This is a genomic window from Shewanella xiamenensis (assembly GCF_024971755.1).
In the GTDB taxonomy this organism is placed as follows: domain Bacteria; phylum Pseudomonadota; class Gammaproteobacteria; order Enterobacterales; family Shewanellaceae; genus Shewanella; species Shewanella xiamenensis.
The window spans coordinates 1,524,552-1,543,756 of the sequence record NZ_CP079718.1 but is presented as its reverse complement, the minus strand read 5'-3'; the positions used below and the strand labels follow the sequence as shown (position 1 = coordinate 1,543,756).

The window sequence follows — 19,205 nt, the reverse complement described above, 5'->3', positions numbered from 1 at the left end:
TTAACAGTTGAAAAATGCCGCAGTTTGTAACAAATGAGCATTGCTATACGGCATAAATGCTCGCACTATAAGCAACATAATAAAAAGTTAACTGACAACGCTGTCGGCTTGTAAATTACGCTTAAAGGATTGAGGTTCATCAATCTGCTAGCCCTTCGTAAATTCGAATAAAGAGTTTTTAGATCAATGAAAGTCACTATCAACGACGTCGCTAAATATGCTGGAGTGTCAATCAAGACAGTTTCCCGCGTAACCAATAATGAGCCATCGGTGAAACAAGCCACGATTGATAAAGTGAACGAGGCCATTAAAGCATTAAATTATCAGCCCAATCTTGCCGCAAGAAATCTGGCAGGGACAAAATCCTATGCTATTGGTTTTATTTATGATAATCCTAATGCGTATTACATTATTGATATGCAAAATGGGATTTTATCGGCATGTAAAGATAAAGGCTACGAGCTTGTCATCCACCCTTGTAATGCTAAATCTGACACAATTTGTGATGAGCTGACTCAGCTCGTTAAACATTCGAGACTTGCAGGTTTAGTGCTAACACCGCCACTTTCAGAAGATCCAAAAGTACTGAAATCTCTCAACGAGATCGATGCAAATTATGTCCGCATTATTGCAGGGGAAGGAGTTAAAGAGCCAGATGGGCTCACCATTTTAGTGAATGACAAGTCGGGGGCGGTTGAAATAACCCAGCATTTGATTGATTTGGGCCATAAAAATATCGCTTTTATAAGTGGTGATTTGCACCACGAATCCACGAAAGAACGATTACTTGGCTATAAACAAGCATTAACAAAAAACCATCTAATTCTGAATGAGGATTACATAATTGAAGGGAAATACTCATTTGAATCGGGGGTCGAAGGCGCAAATATCCTGATTAAACTTAAAAACCGTCCTACTGCGATTGTTGCTTGTAACGACGAAATTGCAGCTGGAGCACTTTTTGCCGCTCGTTTAGCAGGGCTTGATATTCCTGGTGACTTGTCGATTGTAGGATTCGAAGATAGCCCATTTTCACGCCAAACTTGGCCGAAGCTTACCACAGTTCATCAACCCAATTCTGAAATTGCCCAAGTTGCGACAGAACTGTTAATCGATAAACGTCGTGAGCTAGATGCTAAATTTGCAAAAACATTTACCCCAGAGCCGGTTATCCGCGATTCTTCTGCCTCACCTAAACACTAGGATATATTGACGTTTTAGACTTATATTCGCAGTGTGTGATGCAAAAGTGGCGCATTGTCGTTGTAGTATGTAAACGGATTTTCTAGTAGCAGTAATATCAAATCCAATATCGAAAAATGCCATACTAAAAACACGAGAGAGCATAGCTCACTCGTGTTTATACCATTAGTGTAATTTCAGCTTTGGTCTTTGCCACTTGAGTAGCTTTTGTGCGATGCGATAAATAATCGCAGAGAACCAACCATATAGGCTCGCTAAATGCCTTTGATATAAAGAGATGTACATCAGCCTTGCGATATGGCCTTCAACGAAGAAAGTGCCAGAGCGTAGATTCCCCATTAAATTACCCACGGCCGAAAAGCGGCTTAATGAAACTAAGGAACCATAATCTTTATAGACAAAAGCATTTTCAGCCTTATTTTGTAGCCGGTTCACAATATTCTCATATAGCGTATCTGCCATCTGAGCAGCGGCTTGAGCGCGTGGCGGAACAGGTTGACCAGACTCGAGAATTAATAGGGCGCAATCCCCAATGGCATAAATATCTTGATGGCCTTTCACCCGCATACAGGCATCAACTTCGACTTGGTTTCGCGGCGTAATAGGCAGTTTAGAAAAATTTCGGAAGGCTTTTGGACCTTTAACGCCAGCCGCCCAAACCTTTAGGCCCGCCTCAATCACATCACCATCTTGAGTGATGAAGCCATCACGCGTCACTTCCTTTACCTGCACCCCGATGTGTAAACGAATACCGATTTTATCAAGTACGGCTTGGGCTCTAGCACTTACACGCTCTGGTAGTTGGGGAAGAATTTTGGGAGAGGCTTCAATAAGATGCACATCAAGATGATGTTTTGAGATATTAAGGTAACCATATTCTTTAACTGATTCAATCACATGATGAAGTTCAGCGGCTAACTCAACGCCTGTTGCGCCTGCGCCAACAATGCCTATACTGACTTTCTCTTGTGTTTCATTGAGTTGTAACAAGGCATCCAAGAGCTTTTGATGAAATAAGTTAGCGTTATCTAAACTATCGAGAAAAATACAATGTTGCTCCGCTCCTAGGGTATTAAAGCTATTGGATACTCCACCTAAGGCCAGAACTAAATAATCATATTCAATCTGACGAGGTTCAAGCAATAATTCTCCTGAATCACTATATACAGCAGCAAGCTGAATAGTCTTTGCATCTGGTTCACACTGCTCAATTTCACCACGAATATAACGATATCCATTTTTAAGGCCATGATCTCTGTAAAGTAATCCCTCAATCGACTGATCGATAACCCCCACAGCAACTTCGTGTAATTTTGGCTTCCAGATATGAATAGGGCTTTTATCAATTAAGCAGACATCGACGACATCACCACCGCCCAACTTACGGCCTAATTTTGAGGCCAGCGCTAAACCTGCAGCTCCACCGCCCACAATCACGATTCGTTTCGTAGCCAAAATAACAACCTCACAAGCTCATTTAAGTGGCTAAGTTATACCATGGAACAGATAAGAGATAACTACTTTAGTCTAACTAAGCAGACCATTTTACATTAAAGATATTTCAGAAATCGAACGACTTAATGTGCTACGTGATAAAATTTAGGCGACAAAAAAGGGCCCTCAGGCCCTAATTTTAAAAGAATAGATTTAAACCGCTTCTTCGTTTTCTTCCCCAGTTCGAATCCGGATAACCCGCTCAACATCTGTCACAAATATTTTGCCATCACCAATCTTACCAGTACGTGCAGTTTCAACAATCACATCTATAGCTTGATCAACGAGATCATCTTGGATCACAAGCTCAATTTTTACTTTTGGCAAAAAATCAACCATATACTCAGCACCACGATAAAGCTCCGTATGTCCTTTCTGACGACCGAAACCTTTGACTTCGAGCACAGTCATTCCCGTGATCCCAATCTCAGCAAGTGACTCGCGCACATCATCTAATTTAAAAGGCTTAATAATGGCTTCAACTTTCTTCATCAAACATTCCTCAGCACTTGCTTACAGATAATCAAACAGAATAACACTAGCTTACACGGGGTTAAGGTATTATTGAAGCATCGGCATCGCTTTACTCATAAAACACAGTTTCTATAAAACGGTTCTTAGCACATAAAAATCTAAAAATTACATCGCAGCTCCTAGCCTGACATTTATACTTGGAGTTAGCTGTTGATGTTTAAAACCGCCTGCTGGATGCGGGATACTTATGACAAAGGAACTGTTATGAAAACCCATCAAAATGGTTTTAGCCTGATAGAACTATTCACCACTTTATCCATATCAACACTTCTCCTTACGATTGGGGTTCCAGCGTATACTGACATAACTGACCATTTTAGAGCAGATTCGAATATAAAAACTGTTCAACAAACATTCGCATTTGCACGTAACACCGCAATAAACTACGGATATAGGGTAACTGCTTGTCCTCTCGTTAATGGACAGTGCACTGATAACTGGCAGCAAGGTATCTCAGTTTTTACTGACTCAGGTGCAGCTGAAACACTTGATTTAAATGATAAAGTGATAATGATTATTGATGAATTCGATAGCAAAGATTTTATAAAGTACAATCGTAACTCTGTAAAATTTCAGCCAGATGGGCTTGCATCAGGCAGTAACGGCACCTTTAAATATTGCCCACGAACATTAGATAACAAAAATTCTAAAGCAATTGTGGTCAATCAAGCGGGACGAGTTCGCTTATCTACGGCAAAAAATATTGACTGTAAATAAATGCATATTGGTTAATATGCTAGTACACGATCCATTGAATGCTGCTAAGTTGTTAATGCACTGCCACAGTATTGAGATGCAGAGCATCAGCTTTCTCTATACTGAATATAAATTACTCGTACATAACTAAAACCATTTAAACCTAGTGTATTGGCTGTGCTAATTATAAACGACACTGTAAAACAACTTATTGGTTATATTGAATATCTTAGATAGTTACTGATCTTGTAGGCTCTCTCGCATATACTTAACCGAGTTAACGCGAGGATTATTCAATGTTTACTCTCTCAAAAGGTTTTACTTTAGTTGAACTAATGGTCACCATCGCAATTGCGGCTTTACTTCTTTCTATTGGCGTCCCCTCTTTTACTGCAATGTATGAAGCGACTCGTAGCGCAAATGAAATACAAAAAATTAATGACCTTTTTGCCTTTGCGCGAAATCAAGCGGTGAATTACGGTTCTACAGTCACAGTATGCCCCTATGCAGCCTCCCCCTGTGGTAATGACTGGAGTAAGGGGTTTAGTGTGTATATTGAAAAAAATGGTTCAAAAAAAGTCCTAAAGGTAATAGATGGATTTAACTCTAAAGATACTATTTCACTAACTGGCCCGACAGATAAAACCGTGAACTTTACTTCTGATGGCCTAGTCTCTACTGAAACATCGATTATATATTGCCCAAGTGGAGAAAGTGATGGTTCTAAAAGCATAAACATTAGTACATCAGGATTAATTAAAGAGGGAAGTGATAACCAAAATTGCTTATAACTGACTGAGCATCCACTTACAAATTATCACTATATTCAATTTCAAAAATGCCAAATCAAATAAAACGATTTGGCATTTTTAATGCTAAGTTTAAAACCATCGTTTTGGCGCTAAGTTTTTATTAAGCTTAAAATGAATCACTAAAAGTGTTTATCTAGGTGTCAACTTATCCAATTCTTGAGCCTTAAGGCTGTTGAAAGAAGCATTAAGCTCAACGCATTCTTCTACTGCATTGATGTAAGACTTTTTACCATCACTCGACTGACGAAGAGTCCCAACGAGATTTGCCATTCTCAATGGCATTTCACTCATTTTCCAACGATAAAAAGCAATTTCAGCATTATTTTTAAACGTAATATAACATTTAAAATCCTGTTCGACCTGTGGATTTCCGCTGTCAGCCCAAACTTTACTCGATATCAACACCAAAATCGTGGAGAGAATGACTCGTTTCATTTCCAACACTCCGTACTTGGACCTTTAGCCCCGGTATCTGTAATGGTTAAAGGTGTACAGGATGAATCTCTGCTTGCCTGTACTCCTTTTGCGACTGCTTTTAGCGTAAATGATGTAGTACCACTTGATGTCACAGAGTAATTACCATGTTCAGTAATATAGGGATCTGCGCCTATCAGCTTAGTTAAATCAGTAGCATACTTACGATTATCTAAGTAATACTGTTCTTGTAAATTGGCTAATCTCATCAACGCCGACAAACCTTCAGCTCTTGTACTTTGCGCCACGTATCGAGTATAAGAAGGATATGCGATTGCCGATAAAATTCCGATGATAACAACAACTATCATCACTTCAATTAATGTAAAACCGTTATCTTTAATCTTCATATACAAATATTTACTCATTTATATGGTAATAAATTTTATTTACACCTAAACCAGAAGCGACGTTTATCGTGCCACTGTATTCACCATTTTCATTTTTATCGCCTTTTCCGACACCAATAATATAGATATAGGGATCCTTACCAGATTCTGGAGCTGGGATCACAATTTGCGGCGTGTCAGGAACTCTTTCTCCGAGTTCATAATATAACTGAGAAAAAGATCTTGTTCCTTTATGTAAATCAAATGCATAGAGCTTACCAGCACCAGAAACTAAACAAACGTTATCAGCAACAGAATCAGCTGGCGGTGAATAAGAGGTAAAATATACTTTTCCTTGAACAATCAGTGCCGCAGTCAAGCTTTTTTCACCGAGTCCAGAAAAATCATAATACCAACCAAGTTTAGTACCGAAATTGATATTATCCGTTTCTGACGTAGGAGCACTTGATGTCACATCATACAAATTATTAACTGTAATCGTTGCGGGCACATTACTTCCCGTAAAACTCTTAGTGACGACGTTACGATCCTGAAGCATAAAAAACATATCATTAACATCAGTGCTTGAAGGACTTGGCCTCATTCCACTACCCACAGCAACGGCATCATAGGGGACATTTTGGTGTGTTTTCGTCGTTACGGTTTCGGTCCCTGTTGTCACCGATACTTCGGACAAATTAGTAAACATTGTTTGCGCAACCACAGGTTCTGCGAAGAAACGTCTATTATCGCTATTTGAACCTCCCAATGAAGCAAACTTAAAAGCGGTCCATGTACTTGAACTTGCTGTAGGTAAATCCATACGCCAAATATTACCTGTAACATCCGATGCATATATGCGGTCTGTATAGCCATCAGTGTTGCTATCAAGCACTGCGACTGAATTAGGAATACTGCCTTGGATACCTGGAAGCACAGTTGCTCCACTCGCCGATCCGCCAAAAGAATGGATCAGCGTTCCCTTTTGTGCATCAACAATATATACAACACTACCTAGGGGTGAAGTCGTCGGCGTAGCATCAAAGCTCACATCATAACCTCCACCAAAAATCAATACCGGTTTATCGTAACCAACTATTTTAGTCACAATTGGTTCCGACCATGTCTGACCTAGATCGGCAAAACCATCACTAGAAGGATTAATAGTCCACATAAGAGAGGGACTGTCTGGATTAGATACATCTAGAGCATAATAAGATGAGCCACCACGCCGCATACCTACAAAAACCCAAGCCTTGTTTACTTTACCGGTAGAATCCGTTTCAGTATAAGCAACGGGAGATGAATCCATTCCATACACAGTGTGGACACCTGATGGGTCATTCGTTCTAAGCTCAAATAAATTTGGTAAAAGCTCGTAGGGTATAAATCCCCATGTTTCTGACACTGACTCACCAGCATCTTTAAACATATGTAAAACGCCTTGGTTTGTGCCCAAAATAATTCGGATATCCGTGGCCGTTTCACTACCAAAATTCAATGCAAGAGGTTTCGAATGTAAAGGGTCTCCCATAACATCACTGCGTTTATCTGTTGTACTACCGTTTTTATTGTCGTCGTCAACATCAATACCTTTTAACCAGTCTAGAGTATTTGCGACTTCATCAATGCTGGTCCTCATAAAGGTAGCTAAAGCTTGATCGCCACCAGCGGCACTTTGTGCATTCGATAACGTAAGAGGAGACAAACTATTTGCTCCTCCTAAATTACTCAAAATGGTTCGACTCGCTTGACTCTTGATTTGAGCCGCAGCACCACCAACCTCCACCTTATTACCATCTTTTTGACTGGCGCAATCAGACCAAATCGTACAAGCGGTATCTTTAATATTTCCGTTATCAGCAATAGCCGCATTTCCTTGACTATCAACTAAGGTGCCATCAGCTGTTACTTTAAGTTTCTTTAAATTACCACTCCAGCGAGGACCTTTACCTGGTAAAAACATCGCATAGTAAGCAGCATCAAAGGTTTGTGTTCTATCAAAGTTATTACTCGCAATACTTGGAGAAGTAAAACTCGAGTCTATATTAAGAATATTTGATAACGCATCATTAAGGGCATTTTGTAATTCTAAACTATTCTGAGCCGCAAAATATAAGCCACCACCACGTTTAGCAGTTTCCGCTAATAAGGGGGCCGCATCCTCTGCGCCTTTACTAAAACCAATAGTATAAGTGCGCACATTTTGCATTTGCTCAGTGTTAGAGCTATCAAGTTTATTGATTAGATCATTATTGAACATATAACTTGCTAATGCAGGTAAATAACTAGGCGAACTTAAACCCTGAGAAAATGAGGAATAATCACCGCTTTTACTTGCTGCCGCAGTTAAACTTTTAACATCGTTATTAGCACTTCCATCAACTGTTGGTGAGCCATCAGTAACATAAATCACATAGGCAATATCAGTACAAACTTTAAATGGGCTACTATAAGTACCGTTTTTTTCTACAGAAGTATCATAAGGAGGGCGATTGCCTACATAAGAGCCATAATCGGTATCCGCGTGTCCAAAAACAACACTTTTACCAGCAAAATAACGATAGGCTTCATACATAGTTTCACACAAAGGTGTATTAGTTTTTGCTGGTAACTTATCAATAGTTAATAGTAAGCTATCTCGAGCAGCATCCGTCATTTGTGTAATACCAGAAACTATCCGGCCACCATCCCTATTCCCCTCATTAGGATAATTGTAATTAAATACAGCCAACCCAAAATCCACGGTTGGGGTAGAATTAATAATGTTAGAAATCGCCTTCTTCGCAATCTCTAACCTTGAAACTTTTACGGTTGGCAACCGTCCGTCTTTAGACAACCAATACCATCTTAAATAGTTATCTGTATAAAAAGTGACAGGCTGACCAACACCAAAATCTGTATTTTTTGCGGCGGCTAAGGCATCAGCCCAGGTATTACTGGGAGATGCAGATGTATAGTAGGGAAATGCCGTTTTTCGTTTACCTGAACCAGTGGTTAAGCCGTTAGCGGGAAAACCATTTGAATAAGAGGATGAGTTCCGAGGATCAACTTGAGAAATATCTTCCCAACAATCAACCACCTTAATATTACGACCATCTGTCTCGGGAAACTCTTTCCACACTCCCGTAGTCCCACTTGAAGTAAACTCGCGAATATAACCTGTAAAACGGCCATATTGATCCAATGCAGCTTTACTTTGATTACAACCGTTTATCGTGGCATCAAAATATCGTCTATCAGAACTTGTATCAGGCTTTGGTAATGCACCGCCTCCCACTGTGTAATAGATTCGGTCGCCACTGTAACCCGAACCACTTACAGGGGGATAATCATAATCGGGATCATAATCAATCACCTGAGTAATTTCTTCGGTAGACATACTTCCCGAGTTATCAAAAATTACCAAAACTTTAGGCCGAGCACCCGTGCGAGTTGTCGACTCTTTAACATATAATTCCGTATCATCGCCAAAGGTTGAGGTTGAAGTTGACGTTACAGCCAATGCAAGCAATGTACACAAAGTGAGCTTTTTGATTAGCATATCTTAACTCCCTGTTAAAACTTCTTGCTCTACACCTGCTACAACGGTGAGTTGCCCTAAGTTATCGCGACCAAAATTAGCTGTACTACTAATTTCTACTCGCCGACAACTGATGATATTACCGCTATTTGGCCTAGTACTCCGTTGACAACCAACATCTTTCGCACCAACAACCACATTACCACTGGCATCCAGTTCAAATGGAATCGGTGTTAAAGTTTGTTTTGCACCGAACTCAGTTCCTGTGGTCACATTGGTTAGAGTGGCTAAGCTAGGCCCCCTATTAGCAGCTATCGCAGCCTCTAGACCACCATCCGCAATTGATTTTGCTTCGATTCGCTCAGAGCCTGCACCAGACATACGCATAGATTGTGTTGAATTGACGGCCAATGCGACACCAATAATTGTCATCAAAAGCAGTACAATAAGTGCGAAAAATAGTACTATTCCTTTCTGCTTTCTCATCCCTTTACCCTCTAATTGCGAATTAACACAGGATTGGCAAGCACCATAGTGGTTGAAACCACTTTTCGTCTAAAGTGGTCATTTAATCCTTTGATTTCCTTGTCACCTAAAGTGTAAGTCGTATCATTTGTATAGCTTTTATCTTCATCGATTGCTCTAACTAATAAATAAACTCTCGCAGCAACTAAACGCTGAAATAATTCGTTATCCCACATTAAAGGTGTAACATTTTCAGCAGGCATAAAACTATCAGCGGCATCATCGCCATCATTATCAAAACCATAGAGAATACGCATATTTTCTATGCCTTCGACTAATTGTTCTTCATTGTTCATACCATTGTTTTTAGTTAACGTTTTACGTCTTAATACCGGCACTGAACCATCATTCTTAATAAAATAAATATGATGTTGATATTCCCAAAATCGTGCATTTTCAAGAGCAGGATTTGGAGGATTCCCCCCTTTAAATAACACCGCTTGACTAGAATTTGCAGCCATGTAATAGCGCTCTCCGTTGGGATTTGTAACAGGCGGGCCAACCAGCCTTTTTATTTGGATCACATCCGTATTTGCATTAACACCATTTAAGCACGTTAACTCCACAGCACTTTTACCTGCTTCATACCCCCACAGTCTTCTAAAGTGTGCAGGTTCATTATTGGGCAATGTGCCATTATTTATCCCAGCCCCAATACAATCATTTGCAATACCATCTCTTAGAGCCATATTCGTTCCGAGAATAAAGTCCGTTCCGGTAATATCCCCCATAAAGCCGAGTTGGGTAATATCTCTTTCCATCAGCGCCAATGCAATCCTGCCATTTTCTTGTAATTGGTTGAATTGACTAGTCGTTACCACATTTGAAGATGACATACTAAACATGGCGAACAGCCCTAGCGTAAGAAATAGCCCGATCAGCATCGAAACCATTAACTCCACTAACGACATTCCCTTTTGAAAATTCGTCATTTTGTCTGCTCGCCTAAATAATCACTGTTGATACAACAAAAATACGTCGACGAGTGCCAAGATCCTCACCACATTCATTCCCTGTGTATGTTGTGCCGGCGCCCTCACGAATACCTCTCCATGCCACGGCAACAGTCACCGTCGTTCCATCAATGGCTATACAAGCTGTTGGAGTATCTAATCCACCGACATTTTGGCCATCAACGATTTCCGCAGCGCCCATGAAACTCTGTTCCCATTGATAAAGGTCCCAAGCTTCAGTTTCAGCTGGAGAACACAAACTGACTGCGCCAACAGCAACATCACACTCTTTAGCCGGCTTAGCCAGCGTTCCAGTATATTCTCCGCTATAATTGGCCAATTGAATTCGATTAAGCTTCATGCGGTTAATAATATCGTTGGCATAGTAAGAAGCTTGTGTCTGCTGAAAAGATTCAAAGCTGCCGCGCTTAGCCACTATGTGTAAATTAAAAATACCGATCAAGCCAATCACTAAGATCACTAATGCAACAAGCACTTCAATTAGTGAGAAGCCTCGTTGAAATCCTTGATGTGTCAATCGTTCGAATTTAGTCATATTTTTGACATGCTTTTCAGCTATTTACCCTTTTAAATCTTAATCTTACGATAAAACCATTGCTAACAGTTAATAATAGATGAGTAAAATGTAAGTGGCCAGTAACAATAGCATATAAGCTGCAATCTCATTATGCTTTGTTTGAATTTAGTCATACTTAGACAATAAAAAAGAGGCCATTGGCCTCTTTCAATTGACTACTATTTTCTACATTAATTAGCGTAGTTCAGCGGGTACGGCAAAGACAGTATCTTCTTTTCGTCCTTCGACTTCAGTCACCACACTTGGCGCTAATTTCGCTATGGCTTGAACCACTTGCTGTACAAGAACCTCTGGTGCAGACGCGCCAGCCGTTACAGCAACTTTAGTTACACCCTCAAACCAAGATGAATCAATATCATCTGCAGTATCAACCAGATAAGACTCTGTACCTGTTTTTAATGCTAATTCACGTAAGCGATTAGAGTTAGAGCTGTTTTTCGAACCGACCACAATTAACAAATCAACATCGGCCGATAAGTTACGCACCGCATCTTGACGGTTTTGCGTCGCGTAGCAAATATCATCCTTACGAGGGCCTTCAATGGACGGGAAACGCTTTAATAAGGCGCTGATGATATCGAGAGTATCATCTACCGAGAGGGTCGTTTGAGTCACGAAGCAGAGGTTATTAGGATCGCGAACTTCTAAAGTCTCGACATCTGCCGGGGATTCAATCAGATAAACCCCACCATTAGGGTTATCATATTGTCCCATTGTGCCTTCAACTTCAGGATGTCCCGCATGGCCAATCAAAATACATTCAATACCCTTGCGACTTGCTCGAGTGACCTGCAAATGCACTTTGGTGACTAATGGACAAGTTGCATCGAATACTCGCAGCCCACGCGCTTTAGCTTCGGCACGTACCGCCTGAGAAACCCCATGAGCACTAAAGATAACAATATTGTTATCAGGTACTTGGTCTAACTCTTCTACAAAAACAGCACCGCGGTCTTTCAAATTTTGCACCACATAGCGGTTATGCACGACTTCATGGCGAACATAAATCGGTGGTGAAAATAACTCGAGCGCACGCTCAACGATGCTAATGGCACGATCCACACCAGCACAAAAGCCGCGAGGATTTGCCAGCATAATATTTAAACTTGGGCTGGTAGGATCTAATTTCATCTTACAGTACCTTTACCACGTCGAGTTCAAATGTGACTTTGCGTCCCGCTAGAGGGTGATTGAGATCGACGGTAATCGAATCACCCGCAACCTCACGCACAATTCCAGGTATCTCACTGCCGCCAGGACCAGCGAAACTGACGATAACACCCACTTCTAGCTCCATGTCGGCTGGAAAGCGGGTTCTATCCATATAATGAATCGCATCGGGATTTGACTCACCAAACGCATCGACCGCTTCAAGCGTAAAGCTGTGCTTATCACCTTCATTCAAGGAGGCAAGCTGCGCTTCAAATGCAGGGCTTAAAGTACCATCGCCGATATTGAGACGTGCTGGCTTACCCGAGGCTTTAGTACTATCGGCGGTCGAACCATCTTCAAGCACAATATTCATATGGCACAATAACGAACGTGTCACAGTCACTACTTCACCTCTTCGGTTTTATCTTGTTCGGATTTGCTGTTAAAAAACGAATCCCAAATGATCAGTACTGCGCCGATAAAAATCGCGGAATCGGCGATATTAAAGGCGGGATAATGGCTCTTACCCCAATAAAAATCGATAAAATCAACCACAAAACCATGCATCAATCGATCGATTAAGTTACCTAGGGCGCCACCAATCACTAAGGTGTAAGCCAAATTTAACTTCCAGAGAGATGCCGATTGCTTGCGCAGCCACACAGTCAACAAGGTACTGAAACCAACAGCCACTAGGGTAAATAACCAACGTTGCCAACCGCCCGCTTCACTTAAAAAGCTAAATGCGGCGCCATAGTTACGTACATAGGTGAAATTAAAAAAAGGTAATAACTTCACCGATTCGAACAAATCAAAATTGGCTAAGACCCATTGTTTGGATAGTTGATCGGCTAAAAACACCAACACAACTACCCAATACCAACGTAAGCCACTGTCTTTCCAAGTTAATGGCATACAGATCCTTTACGCAAACAGACGAACTTCGCCGTCACCTTCAATATTGGTTACGCAGCGATGGCACAGCGTTGGGTGAGCCTCAATCGTGCCCACTTCTTCCCTGTGGTGCCAACAACGTTCGCATTTTTCTGCTGTTGTTGCATTTACCACCAACTTCAATGACGCTAGCTCAGTTTCAACGGCATCGCTTGTCGCATCTGCTAATGGCAATACTTTGGCTTCTGAAGTTAACAGGACGAAACGCAGCTCATCACCAATGTGCGTTAACTGCTCAGTTAAAGCAGCATCGGCAAACAGCGTGACTTCGGCTTCCAAGGAGCCGCCAATACGTTTATCGCGGCGCGCTTGCTCGATAACCTTGTTGACTTCGTTACGCACAGTCAGCAGATTTTCCCAATACGCATCACTTAAATCAGTACCTAAAGTGATAGATTGCAGATCTTGGTACCATTCTTGGGTAAACACGTAAGCATCACGTTGACCGGGCAGTAATTGCCACACTTCATCGGCAGTAAAGCTCAGGATTGGTGCAATCCAACGCACCATAGCCTCAGCAATGTGGAACAGTGCCGATTGGCAGCTACGACGGGCATGGCCCTCTTGCTTAGCGGTATATTGACGGTCTTTGATGATGTCTAAGTAGAAGCTACCTAGCTCAACCGAGCAGAACTGCATCAGCTTTTGCGTCACAATATGGAAGTTATATTGCTCATAAGCTTCAATGATTTCTTGCTGCAGCGCTGCCGCGCGGCGCACTGCCCAGCGATCTAACGCCACCATATCTTCTACAGCCACTAAATCCTTATCTGGGTCGAAGCCATTAAGGTTCGCCAGTAAGAAACGAGCAGTGTTACGAATACGGCGATAAGCATCGGCGCTACGGTTTAAGATTTCATCCGATACGGTCATTTCACCGCTGTAGTCGGTTGCTGCAACCCAAAGACGCAGAATATCCGCACCTAGCTTGTTGGTCACTTGCTGCGGCGCAATGACGTTACCGATAGATTTCGACATCTTGCGACCTTTACCATCAACGGTAAAGCCGTGGGTCAGCACTTGTTTGTAAGGTGCTTTGCCAGTCATAGCGGTAGAAATCATCAGAGATGACATAAACCAACCACGGTGTTGGTCGCTACCTTCAAGGTATAAATCGACACCATGACCATGAAACTCTGGGCGCGCGCCTACCACAGAAGCAAAGGTTGAACCTGAGTCGTACCATACGTCTAAGGTATCGGTCACTTTGCGGTATTGTTCTGCTTCTTCACCCAGTAATTCGGCAGCATCGAGATCCCACCAAGCTTGAATGCCTTCTTGCTCAATGCGGTTGGCTACACGTGCCATTAACGACACGCTGTCAGGGTGCAGCTCTTCAGTTTCGCGGTGTACGAATAAGGTAATTGGCACGCCCCAAGTACGTTGACGGGAGATACACCAATCAGGGCGATTCTCAACCATCTTCTCGATACGGCTTTGGCCCCAGTCAGGGATCCACTGAGTCTGCTCAATTTCGCTTAATGCTTGCTTGCGCAGGTTTTGGTTATCCATTGAGATAAACCATTGCGGCGTAGCACGGAAGATAATGGGCGTTTTATGGCGCCAGCAGTGTGGGTAGCTGTGACGGTACGCAACATGGTGTAATAGCGCGCCTTTTTCTTTCAGCAGTGCAACCACATTGTCGTTTGCTTTAAATACGTGTTGACCAGCAAAAAACTCAGTGTCTGGTTTGTAAACGCCGTTATCACCAACAGGGTTTGCTACTTCTAAACCGTATTTTTGGCCTACCACGAAGTCGTCTTGACCATGGCCAGGTGCAGTGTGAACCACACCCGTACCCGCGTCAGTCGTCACGTGGTCGCCTAAAATCACAGGTACGTCAAAGGCTAAGAATGGATGCTTAAAGCGAACCAGCTCAAGTGCTACGCCTTTAACTTTACCTAACACGCTGTGGCTCTCGGCGCCGTAACGCGTCATACAAGCCTCAACTAACACATCGGCCAGAATAACTGCGTGAGTCGCGCCCTCTTTCGCAAATTCAACCAAGCTGTAATCCAGCTCAGGGCTGATAGATAACGCGCGGTTAGCTGGCAGCGTCCAAGGGGTGGTAGTCCAAATCACCATAGCCACAGGATGTGAGTAATCGCTTACACCAAACTGAGCGGCTAAAGCTTTGCTATCAGTCGCAGTAAAGGCCACATCGATAGCGGGAGAGGTTTTATCCTCGTATTCCACTTCGGCTTCGGCAAGGGCTGAACCACAGTCTGTACACCAATGAACAGGCTTAACACCTTTATGTAAGTGACCGTTTTCAATCACTTTAGATAAAGAGCGTACGATATTGGCTTCGGTAGCAAAGTCCATCGTTAAATAAGGCTTTTGCCAATCACCTAGCACGCCTAAACGAATAAAGTCGGCACGTTGGCCATCGACTTGCTCGGCGGCATATTTACGGCATTCTTCACGGAATTCGGCCGCAGAAATTTTTTGACCAGGCTTACCGACTTTTTGCTCAACTTTCAGTTCAATTGGCAGACCGTGGCAATCCCAACCAGGCACATAAGGCGCGTCAAAACCTGACATGGTTTTTGACTTAACAATAATGTCCTTAAGAATTTTGTTGACTGAGTGACCAATATGAATACTGCCGTTCGCATACGGTGGACCGTCATGCAGAATAAAAGGTGTGCGGCCAATTCGGCTATCACGGATCTGCTGATACAGACCGTCTTTCGTCCAGCGCTCTAACATCTCTGGCTCGCGATTTGCCAAATTACCACGCATCGGAAACTCAGTTTCCGGCAAATTCAAAGTAAATTTATAGTCGCTCATTGATCCTATACCGTTAATTAAACTGATAAATATCAGCCTGCATCGTTACCAAATAAAGCTCTGGCCTCATTTGCATCATTCAAAATCTGTTGTTTTAGTGCATCCAATGAATCAAAGGGTTGTTCATCGCGAAGTTTTGCCACTAACTCAACCTCAACATGCTTGCCATAAATGTCACCTTCAAAATCAAAAAGATGCACCTCGAGCTGGCAAACTTGACCATTTACGGTCGGGCGGAAGCCAATGTTGGCTACCCCTTCATAAATATCGCTATCTTCCCAATAGAGTTTCACCGCAAACACCCCGCGCACCGGCACCACATTGCGTTTGAGGGCGATATTGGCGGTGGGGAAACCTATGGTGCGGCCAATTTTTTGGCCGTGGGCCACGCGGCCGCTTAAGGTAAAGGGATGACCGAGTAGGCGCCTTGCCTGCTCTAGGTTTCCTTTAGCCAATTGTTCTCTTACCGCGGTCGAACTCACGCGCTGCGAGCCCACCATAAAACTCTGGGTGCTGACCACGGTAAAGCCATAACGAGCTCCCGCCTGCATCAGCATTTCAAAATTGCCTTTTCGGCCTTGACCGAAGCAAAAGTCATCGCCAACGACGAGGTACTTCACTCCGAGTTTACGCACCAGCAGTTCTTCGATGAAATGCTCCGCTGGTTGATCTGCAAAGGCGCGATTGAAGTTAACACACACTAACCGTTCAACGCCTAACTCATCGAGCAGGATGATTTTGTCCCGCAATAGGCTCAGACGCGCGGGCGCATTCTCACCACGGAATAACTCCTGTGGTTGAGGTTCAAATGTCATCACTGTCGGAGGTAATGAAAGCTGTTTGGCCTTTTGCACCAAATTAGCAATCACCTGTGCATGGCCGCGATGCACGCCATCAAAATTACCTATCGTCAGCACACAGCCATGGTGAGATGACAAAATGTTATGTATACCGCGGATTAATTCCATAACTTTAGACAACTGCCAAGCGCAAATCGGCTGATTATATAACAGCTAACGATAAGAATCAGCAATCAAACTCCCCGTTTCATTGACCAAGGACGAATTCCTAACGCCAATAAGCCAAGTAAATACGTCATAGCACCAACAGCAATCAAGCCAATCAAAGCCTTAGCACGTAAAGCTAAATGCCATTCTACCCATTGAGATTGCGTGGGTAATAAATAGTACAAGACTACCACCATCAATGCCGTAGAGACCACGGCTTTAAGGAAAAACACCAAAGTCGGTTTGGTAATACGATAAACCCCTGCTTTATGCAGGCCGCGATAAAGTAATGTGGCATTAAGCAAGGCTGACATGGATGTAGCAATCGCCAAACCCACATAACCAAATGGGATTGCAAATATTAAGTTAAAGCCCATATTGGTGATCATAGCGATGATGCCATAGCGTACGGGGGTTTTAGTATCCTGGCGAGAATAATATCCTGGCGCTAACACCTTGATTAACATAAAACTCAGTAAACCGCTTCCGTAAGCCATCAAACTGTAAGAGGCCATTTGCACATCATTGATAGTAAAGGCGCCGCGCATAAACAATACCATTAACATAGGCTGCGCGAGCACTATTAACCCCATCATCGCAGGCAAACCGAGTAATAAAATCGCTTTAATTCCCCAATCCATGGTGTTACCAAAGCCATCTCCTTCTGCATTCACATGATTTCGCGATAACGCGGGTAAAATCACGGTTGCAATAGCAATACCAAATAAACCAAGTGGAAACTCTAATAATCGGTCTGAATAATAGAGCCAACTAATAGAACCAGTCATCAAGAAGCTGGCGATAAAGGTATCAAATAACAAGTTGATTTGTGAGACAGAAACCCCAAACAATGCAGGGATCATCAAAGTTCTAATCTTCACAACCCCGGGATGTTGCCAACCCCATGAGGGTTTTACTAACGCTTTCTCTCGGAGCAGAAACGGAATTTGGAATAAAAACTGAATTAAACCACCGCAAAATACTCCCCATCCCAAGGTAATTTCGGGCTGAGAAGACGTCGGAGCGAAAAACATTGCCGCCGCAATAATGGCCACATTTAGAAACACTGGCGTAAAAGCCGATACAGCAAAGCGTCCTCGAGTATTTAAGATTGAGCCCGCTAAAGCAGTAAAGGTGATAAACCACAGATAAGGAAAAGTGATTTTTAGTACGACCGTTGCTAACTCAAACTTAGCGCCATCAGGTTCGTTATTCAGCCAGGCCATAAACCAGCCGCCACCAAATAAGGCGGACAACACAGGAGATGCAATCACACCGACAAGCGTGACAATCGTCACTAAGAGCCCTAAGGTCCCCGCAACCTTACTGAGTAACTCGCGAGTTTCGTCCGAGGTATGCTTTTCTTGATATTCGGTCAGTACAGGAACAAATGCCTGTGCAAAGGCGCCCTCGGCGAATAATCGACGTAAAAAGTTAGGAATTTTATTCGCGAAGAAAAAAACATCAGCGCTTGTCCCTGCACCCATTAAATTGGCAACGACAACATCTCTAACCAAACCTAAAACACGGGAAATCAATGTCATAGCACTAACAATCATGCCTGACTTCAATAATTTTTTACTCAAACGTCCCCCAGACCTATATCGAATGGATTAGGTGATTCATCTCAAAAAATCGACTCAGGCTCTGTCACACTGCGGTAATAGCTGCTAGAATTGCGCCACATATTACACGAGTTGGGTTGAAGATAGCCAAGGCAGGTTGAATTAATTTATCTTTATGATGATTATTCAATCATAGTCATTGACAAAGTGACTAAATGCAGGCATATTCCTCGGCCTTTAAAAGTATCAAATCCAGTTTTTAGGAGTTGCACCTTGGCTAATAGCAAGTCTGCAAAGAAGCGCGCGCTTCAATCTGAAAAGCGTCGTCAGCATAACGCCAGCCGTCGCTCAATGTTACGTACATACGTTAAAAAAGTTATCGCAGCTATCAAAGCTGGTGATCACAAAACAGCAACCGAAGCTTTCGCTGCTGCACAACCAATCGTTGACCGTATGGCGACTAAAGGCCTTATTCACAAGAATAAAGCTGCTCGTCATAAGGCTCGTTTGAACGCTAAGATCAAAGCGCTTGTTGCTTAATTATCTTAGTAAATAAAAAAAACCGGCAATTGCCGGTTTTTTTATATCTGCTG

At 42.6% G+C, this 19,205-nt stretch carries 18 protein-coding genes; 4 read left to right on the top strand and 14 right to left on the bottom strand.

The window, feature by feature from the left end; genetic code table 11:
- Positions 1-186 precede the first annotated feature (186 nt).
- Entirely contained in the window at positions 187-1,203 is a 1,017-nt protein-coding gene (locus KXJ80_RS07920; RefSeq protein ID WP_037421020.1) for a LacI family DNA-binding transcriptional regulator, read from the top strand.
- 165 nt (positions 1,204-1,368) lie between these two features.
- On the opposite strand, the gene KXJ80_RS07915 is transcribed toward KXJ80_RS07920, so the two are convergent.
- Both KXJ80_RS07915 and glnB read right to left on the bottom strand, forming a co-directional pair.
- Positions 1,369-2,658: an NAD(P)/FAD-dependent oxidoreductase gene (locus tag KXJ80_RS07915; protein ID WP_144376115.1), complete on the bottom strand. Its 1,290-nt coding sequence runs from the start codon at positions 2,656-2,658 to the stop codon at positions 1,369-1,371.
- Between the two features lie 192 nt (positions 2,659-2,850).
- Complete coding sequence (gene glnB / locus KXJ80_RS07910; protein ID WP_011073353.1) at positions 2,851-3,189, bottom strand: nitrogen regulatory protein P-II; 339 nt, start codon at positions 3,187-3,189, stop codon at positions 2,851-2,853.
- A gap of 246 nt (positions 3,190-3,435) precedes the next feature.
- On the opposite strand from glnB, the gene KXJ80_RS07905 reads away from it, so the two are divergent.
- Both KXJ80_RS07905 and KXJ80_RS07900 read left to right on the top strand, forming a co-directional pair.
- A complete protein-coding gene (locus KXJ80_RS07905) occupies positions 3,436-3,948 on the top strand; it encodes a GspH/FimT family pseudopilin (protein WP_218738108.1) in 513 nt (170 codons plus the stop codon).
- Positions 3,949-4,223: 275 nt separating this feature from the next.
- The gene (locus KXJ80_RS07900) at positions 4,224-4,718 is read left to right on the top strand and encodes a GspH/FimT family pseudopilin (protein ID WP_144346248.1); all 495 of its coding nucleotides are present in this window, start codon (positions 4,224-4,226) and stop codon (positions 4,716-4,718) included.
- Between the two features lie 150 nt (positions 4,719-4,868).
- On the opposite strand, the gene KXJ80_RS07895 is transcribed toward KXJ80_RS07900, so the two are convergent.
- The 12 genes from KXJ80_RS07895 to murJ all read right to left on the bottom strand — a co-directional run bounded on the left by KXJ80_RS07895 (position 4,869) and on the right by murJ (position 18,633).
- Positions 4,869-5,174, bottom strand: a complete 306-nt coding sequence (locus KXJ80_RS07895; RefSeq protein WP_047536832.1) for a TapY2 family type IVa secretion system protein — start codon at positions 5,172-5,174, stop codon at positions 4,869-4,871.
- Positions 5,171-5,563: a type IV pilin protein gene (locus tag KXJ80_RS07890; protein WP_047540417.1), complete on the bottom strand. Its 393-nt coding sequence runs from the start codon at positions 5,561-5,563 to the stop codon at positions 5,171-5,173. Before KXJ80_RS07890 ends, KXJ80_RS07895 begins: the two co-directional genes overlap by 4 nt.
- Before the next feature lie 10 nt (positions 5,564-5,573).
- Positions 5,574-9,086, bottom strand: coding sequence for a pilus assembly protein (locus KXJ80_RS07885; protein WP_218738107.1), 3,513 nt, complete (start codon positions 9,084-9,086; stop codon positions 5,574-5,576).
- 3 nt (positions 9,087-9,089) lie between these two features.
- A complete protein-coding gene (locus KXJ80_RS07880; protein WP_144376112.1) occupies positions 9,090-9,551 on the bottom strand; it encodes a pilus assembly PilX family protein in 462 nt (153 codons plus the stop codon).
- Positions 9,552-9,562: 11 nt separating this feature from the next.
- Entirely contained in the window at positions 9,563-10,522 is a 960-nt protein-coding gene (locus tag KXJ80_RS07875; RefSeq protein WP_144346244.1) for a PilW family protein, read from the bottom strand.
- A 13-nt stretch (positions 10,523-10,535) separates the two neighbouring features.
- Positions 10,536-11,123: a type IV pilus modification protein PilV gene (gene pilV / locus KXJ80_RS07870; protein WP_218738608.1), complete on the bottom strand. Its 588-nt coding sequence runs from the start codon at positions 11,121-11,123 to the stop codon at positions 10,536-10,538.
- A 192-nt stretch (positions 11,124-11,315) separates the two neighbouring features.
- The gene (ispH, locus tag KXJ80_RS07865; RefSeq protein ID WP_037421194.1) at positions 11,316-12,272 is read right to left on the bottom strand and encodes a 4-hydroxy-3-methylbut-2-enyl diphosphate reductase; all 957 of its coding nucleotides are present in this window, start codon (positions 12,270-12,272) and stop codon (positions 11,316-11,318) included.
- A gap of 1 nt (position 12,273) precedes the next feature.
- Positions 12,274-12,696 carry an FKBP-type peptidyl-prolyl cis-trans isomerase gene (fkpB, locus tag KXJ80_RS07860; RefSeq protein WP_069454418.1) on the bottom strand — a complete coding sequence of 141 codons (423 nt, stop codon included), beginning with the start codon at positions 12,694-12,696 and terminating at the stop codon, positions 12,274-12,276.
- On the bottom strand, positions 12,696-13,208 hold the full coding sequence (lspA, locus tag KXJ80_RS07855) for a signal peptidase II (RefSeq protein WP_011623704.1): 513 nt from the start codon (positions 13,206-13,208) through the stop codon (positions 12,696-12,698). Before lspA ends, fkpB begins: the two co-directional genes overlap by 1 nt.
- 9 nt (positions 13,209-13,217) lie before the next feature.
- Positions 13,218-16,040, bottom strand: coding sequence for an isoleucine--tRNA ligase (ileS, locus tag KXJ80_RS07850; RefSeq protein ID WP_218738106.1), 2,823 nt, complete (start codon positions 16,038-16,040; stop codon positions 13,218-13,220).
- A gap of 32 nt (positions 16,041-16,072) precedes the next feature.
- Positions 16,073-17,008 carry a bifunctional riboflavin kinase/FAD synthetase gene (gene ribF, locus KXJ80_RS07845; protein WP_023267621.1) on the bottom strand — a complete coding sequence of 312 codons (936 nt, stop codon included), beginning with the start codon at positions 17,006-17,008 and terminating at the stop codon, positions 16,073-16,075.
- Positions 17,009-17,073: 65 nt separating this feature from the next.
- Positions 17,074-18,633: a murein biosynthesis integral membrane protein MurJ gene (gene murJ, locus KXJ80_RS07840; RefSeq protein WP_218738105.1), complete on the bottom strand. Its 1,560-nt coding sequence runs from the start codon at positions 18,631-18,633 to the stop codon at positions 17,074-17,076.
- A gap of 252 nt (positions 18,634-18,885) precedes the next feature.
- Here murJ and rpsT point away from each other — a divergent pair, with 252 nt between their 5' ends.
- The gene (gene rpsT / locus KXJ80_RS07835) at positions 18,886-19,152 is read left to right on the top strand and encodes a 30S ribosomal protein S20 (RefSeq protein WP_037421209.1); all 267 of its coding nucleotides are present in this window, start codon (positions 18,886-18,888) and stop codon (positions 19,150-19,152) included.
- The last annotated feature ends 53 nt before the right edge of the window (positions 19,153-19,205 follow it).

What these genes read in the sequence shown, in the direction of transcription:
- lspA (WP_011623704.1), bottom strand. Translation starts at nt 13,208, where the DNA reads ATGCCATTAACTTGGAAAGACAGTGGCTTACGTTGGTATTGGGTAGTT.
- KXJ80_RS07880 (WP_144376112.1), bottom strand. Translation starts at nt 9,551, where the DNA reads ATGAGAAAGCAGAAAGGAATAGTACTATTTTTCGCACTTATTGTACTG.
- KXJ80_RS07900 (WP_144346248.1), top strand. Translation starts at nt 4,224, where the DNA reads ATGTTTACTCTCTCAAAAGGTTTTACTTTAGTTGAACTAATGGTCACC.
- ileS (WP_218738106.1), bottom strand. Translation starts at nt 16,040, where the DNA reads ATGAGCGACTATAAATTTACTTTGAATTTGCCGGAAACTGAGTTTCCG.
- ribF (WP_023267621.1), bottom strand. Translation starts at nt 17,008, where the DNA reads ATGGAATTAATCCGCGGTATACATAACATTTTGTCATCTCACCATGGC.
- KXJ80_RS07895 (WP_047536832.1), bottom strand. Translation starts at nt 5,174, where the DNA reads ATGAAACGAGTCATTCTCTCCACGATTTTGGTGTTGATATCGAGTAAA.
- KXJ80_RS07885 (WP_218738107.1), bottom strand. Translation starts at nt 9,086, where the DNA reads ATGCTAATCAAAAAGCTCACTTTGTGTACATTGCTTGCATTGGCTGTA.
- KXJ80_RS07920 (WP_037421020.1), top strand. Translation starts at nt 187, where the DNA reads ATGAAAGTCACTATCAACGACGTCGCTAAATATGCTGGAGTGTCAATC.
- KXJ80_RS07905 (WP_218738108.1), top strand. Translation starts at nt 3,436, where the DNA reads ATGAAAACCCATCAAAATGGTTTTAGCCTGATAGAACTATTCACCACT.
- KXJ80_RS07875 (WP_144346244.1), bottom strand. Translation starts at nt 10,522, where the DNA reads ATGACGAATTTTCAAAAGGGAATGTCGTTAGTGGAGTTAATGGTTTCG.
- glnB (WP_011073353.1), bottom strand. Translation starts at nt 3,189, where the DNA reads ATGAAGAAAGTTGAAGCCATTATTAAGCCTTTTAAATTAGATGATGTG.
- KXJ80_RS07890 (WP_047540417.1), bottom strand. Translation starts at nt 5,563, where the DNA reads ATGAAGATTAAAGATAACGGTTTTACATTAATTGAAGTGATGATAGTT.
- ispH (WP_037421194.1), bottom strand. Translation starts at nt 12,272, where the DNA reads ATGAAATTAGATCCTACCAGCCCAAGTTTAAATATTATGCTGGCAAAT.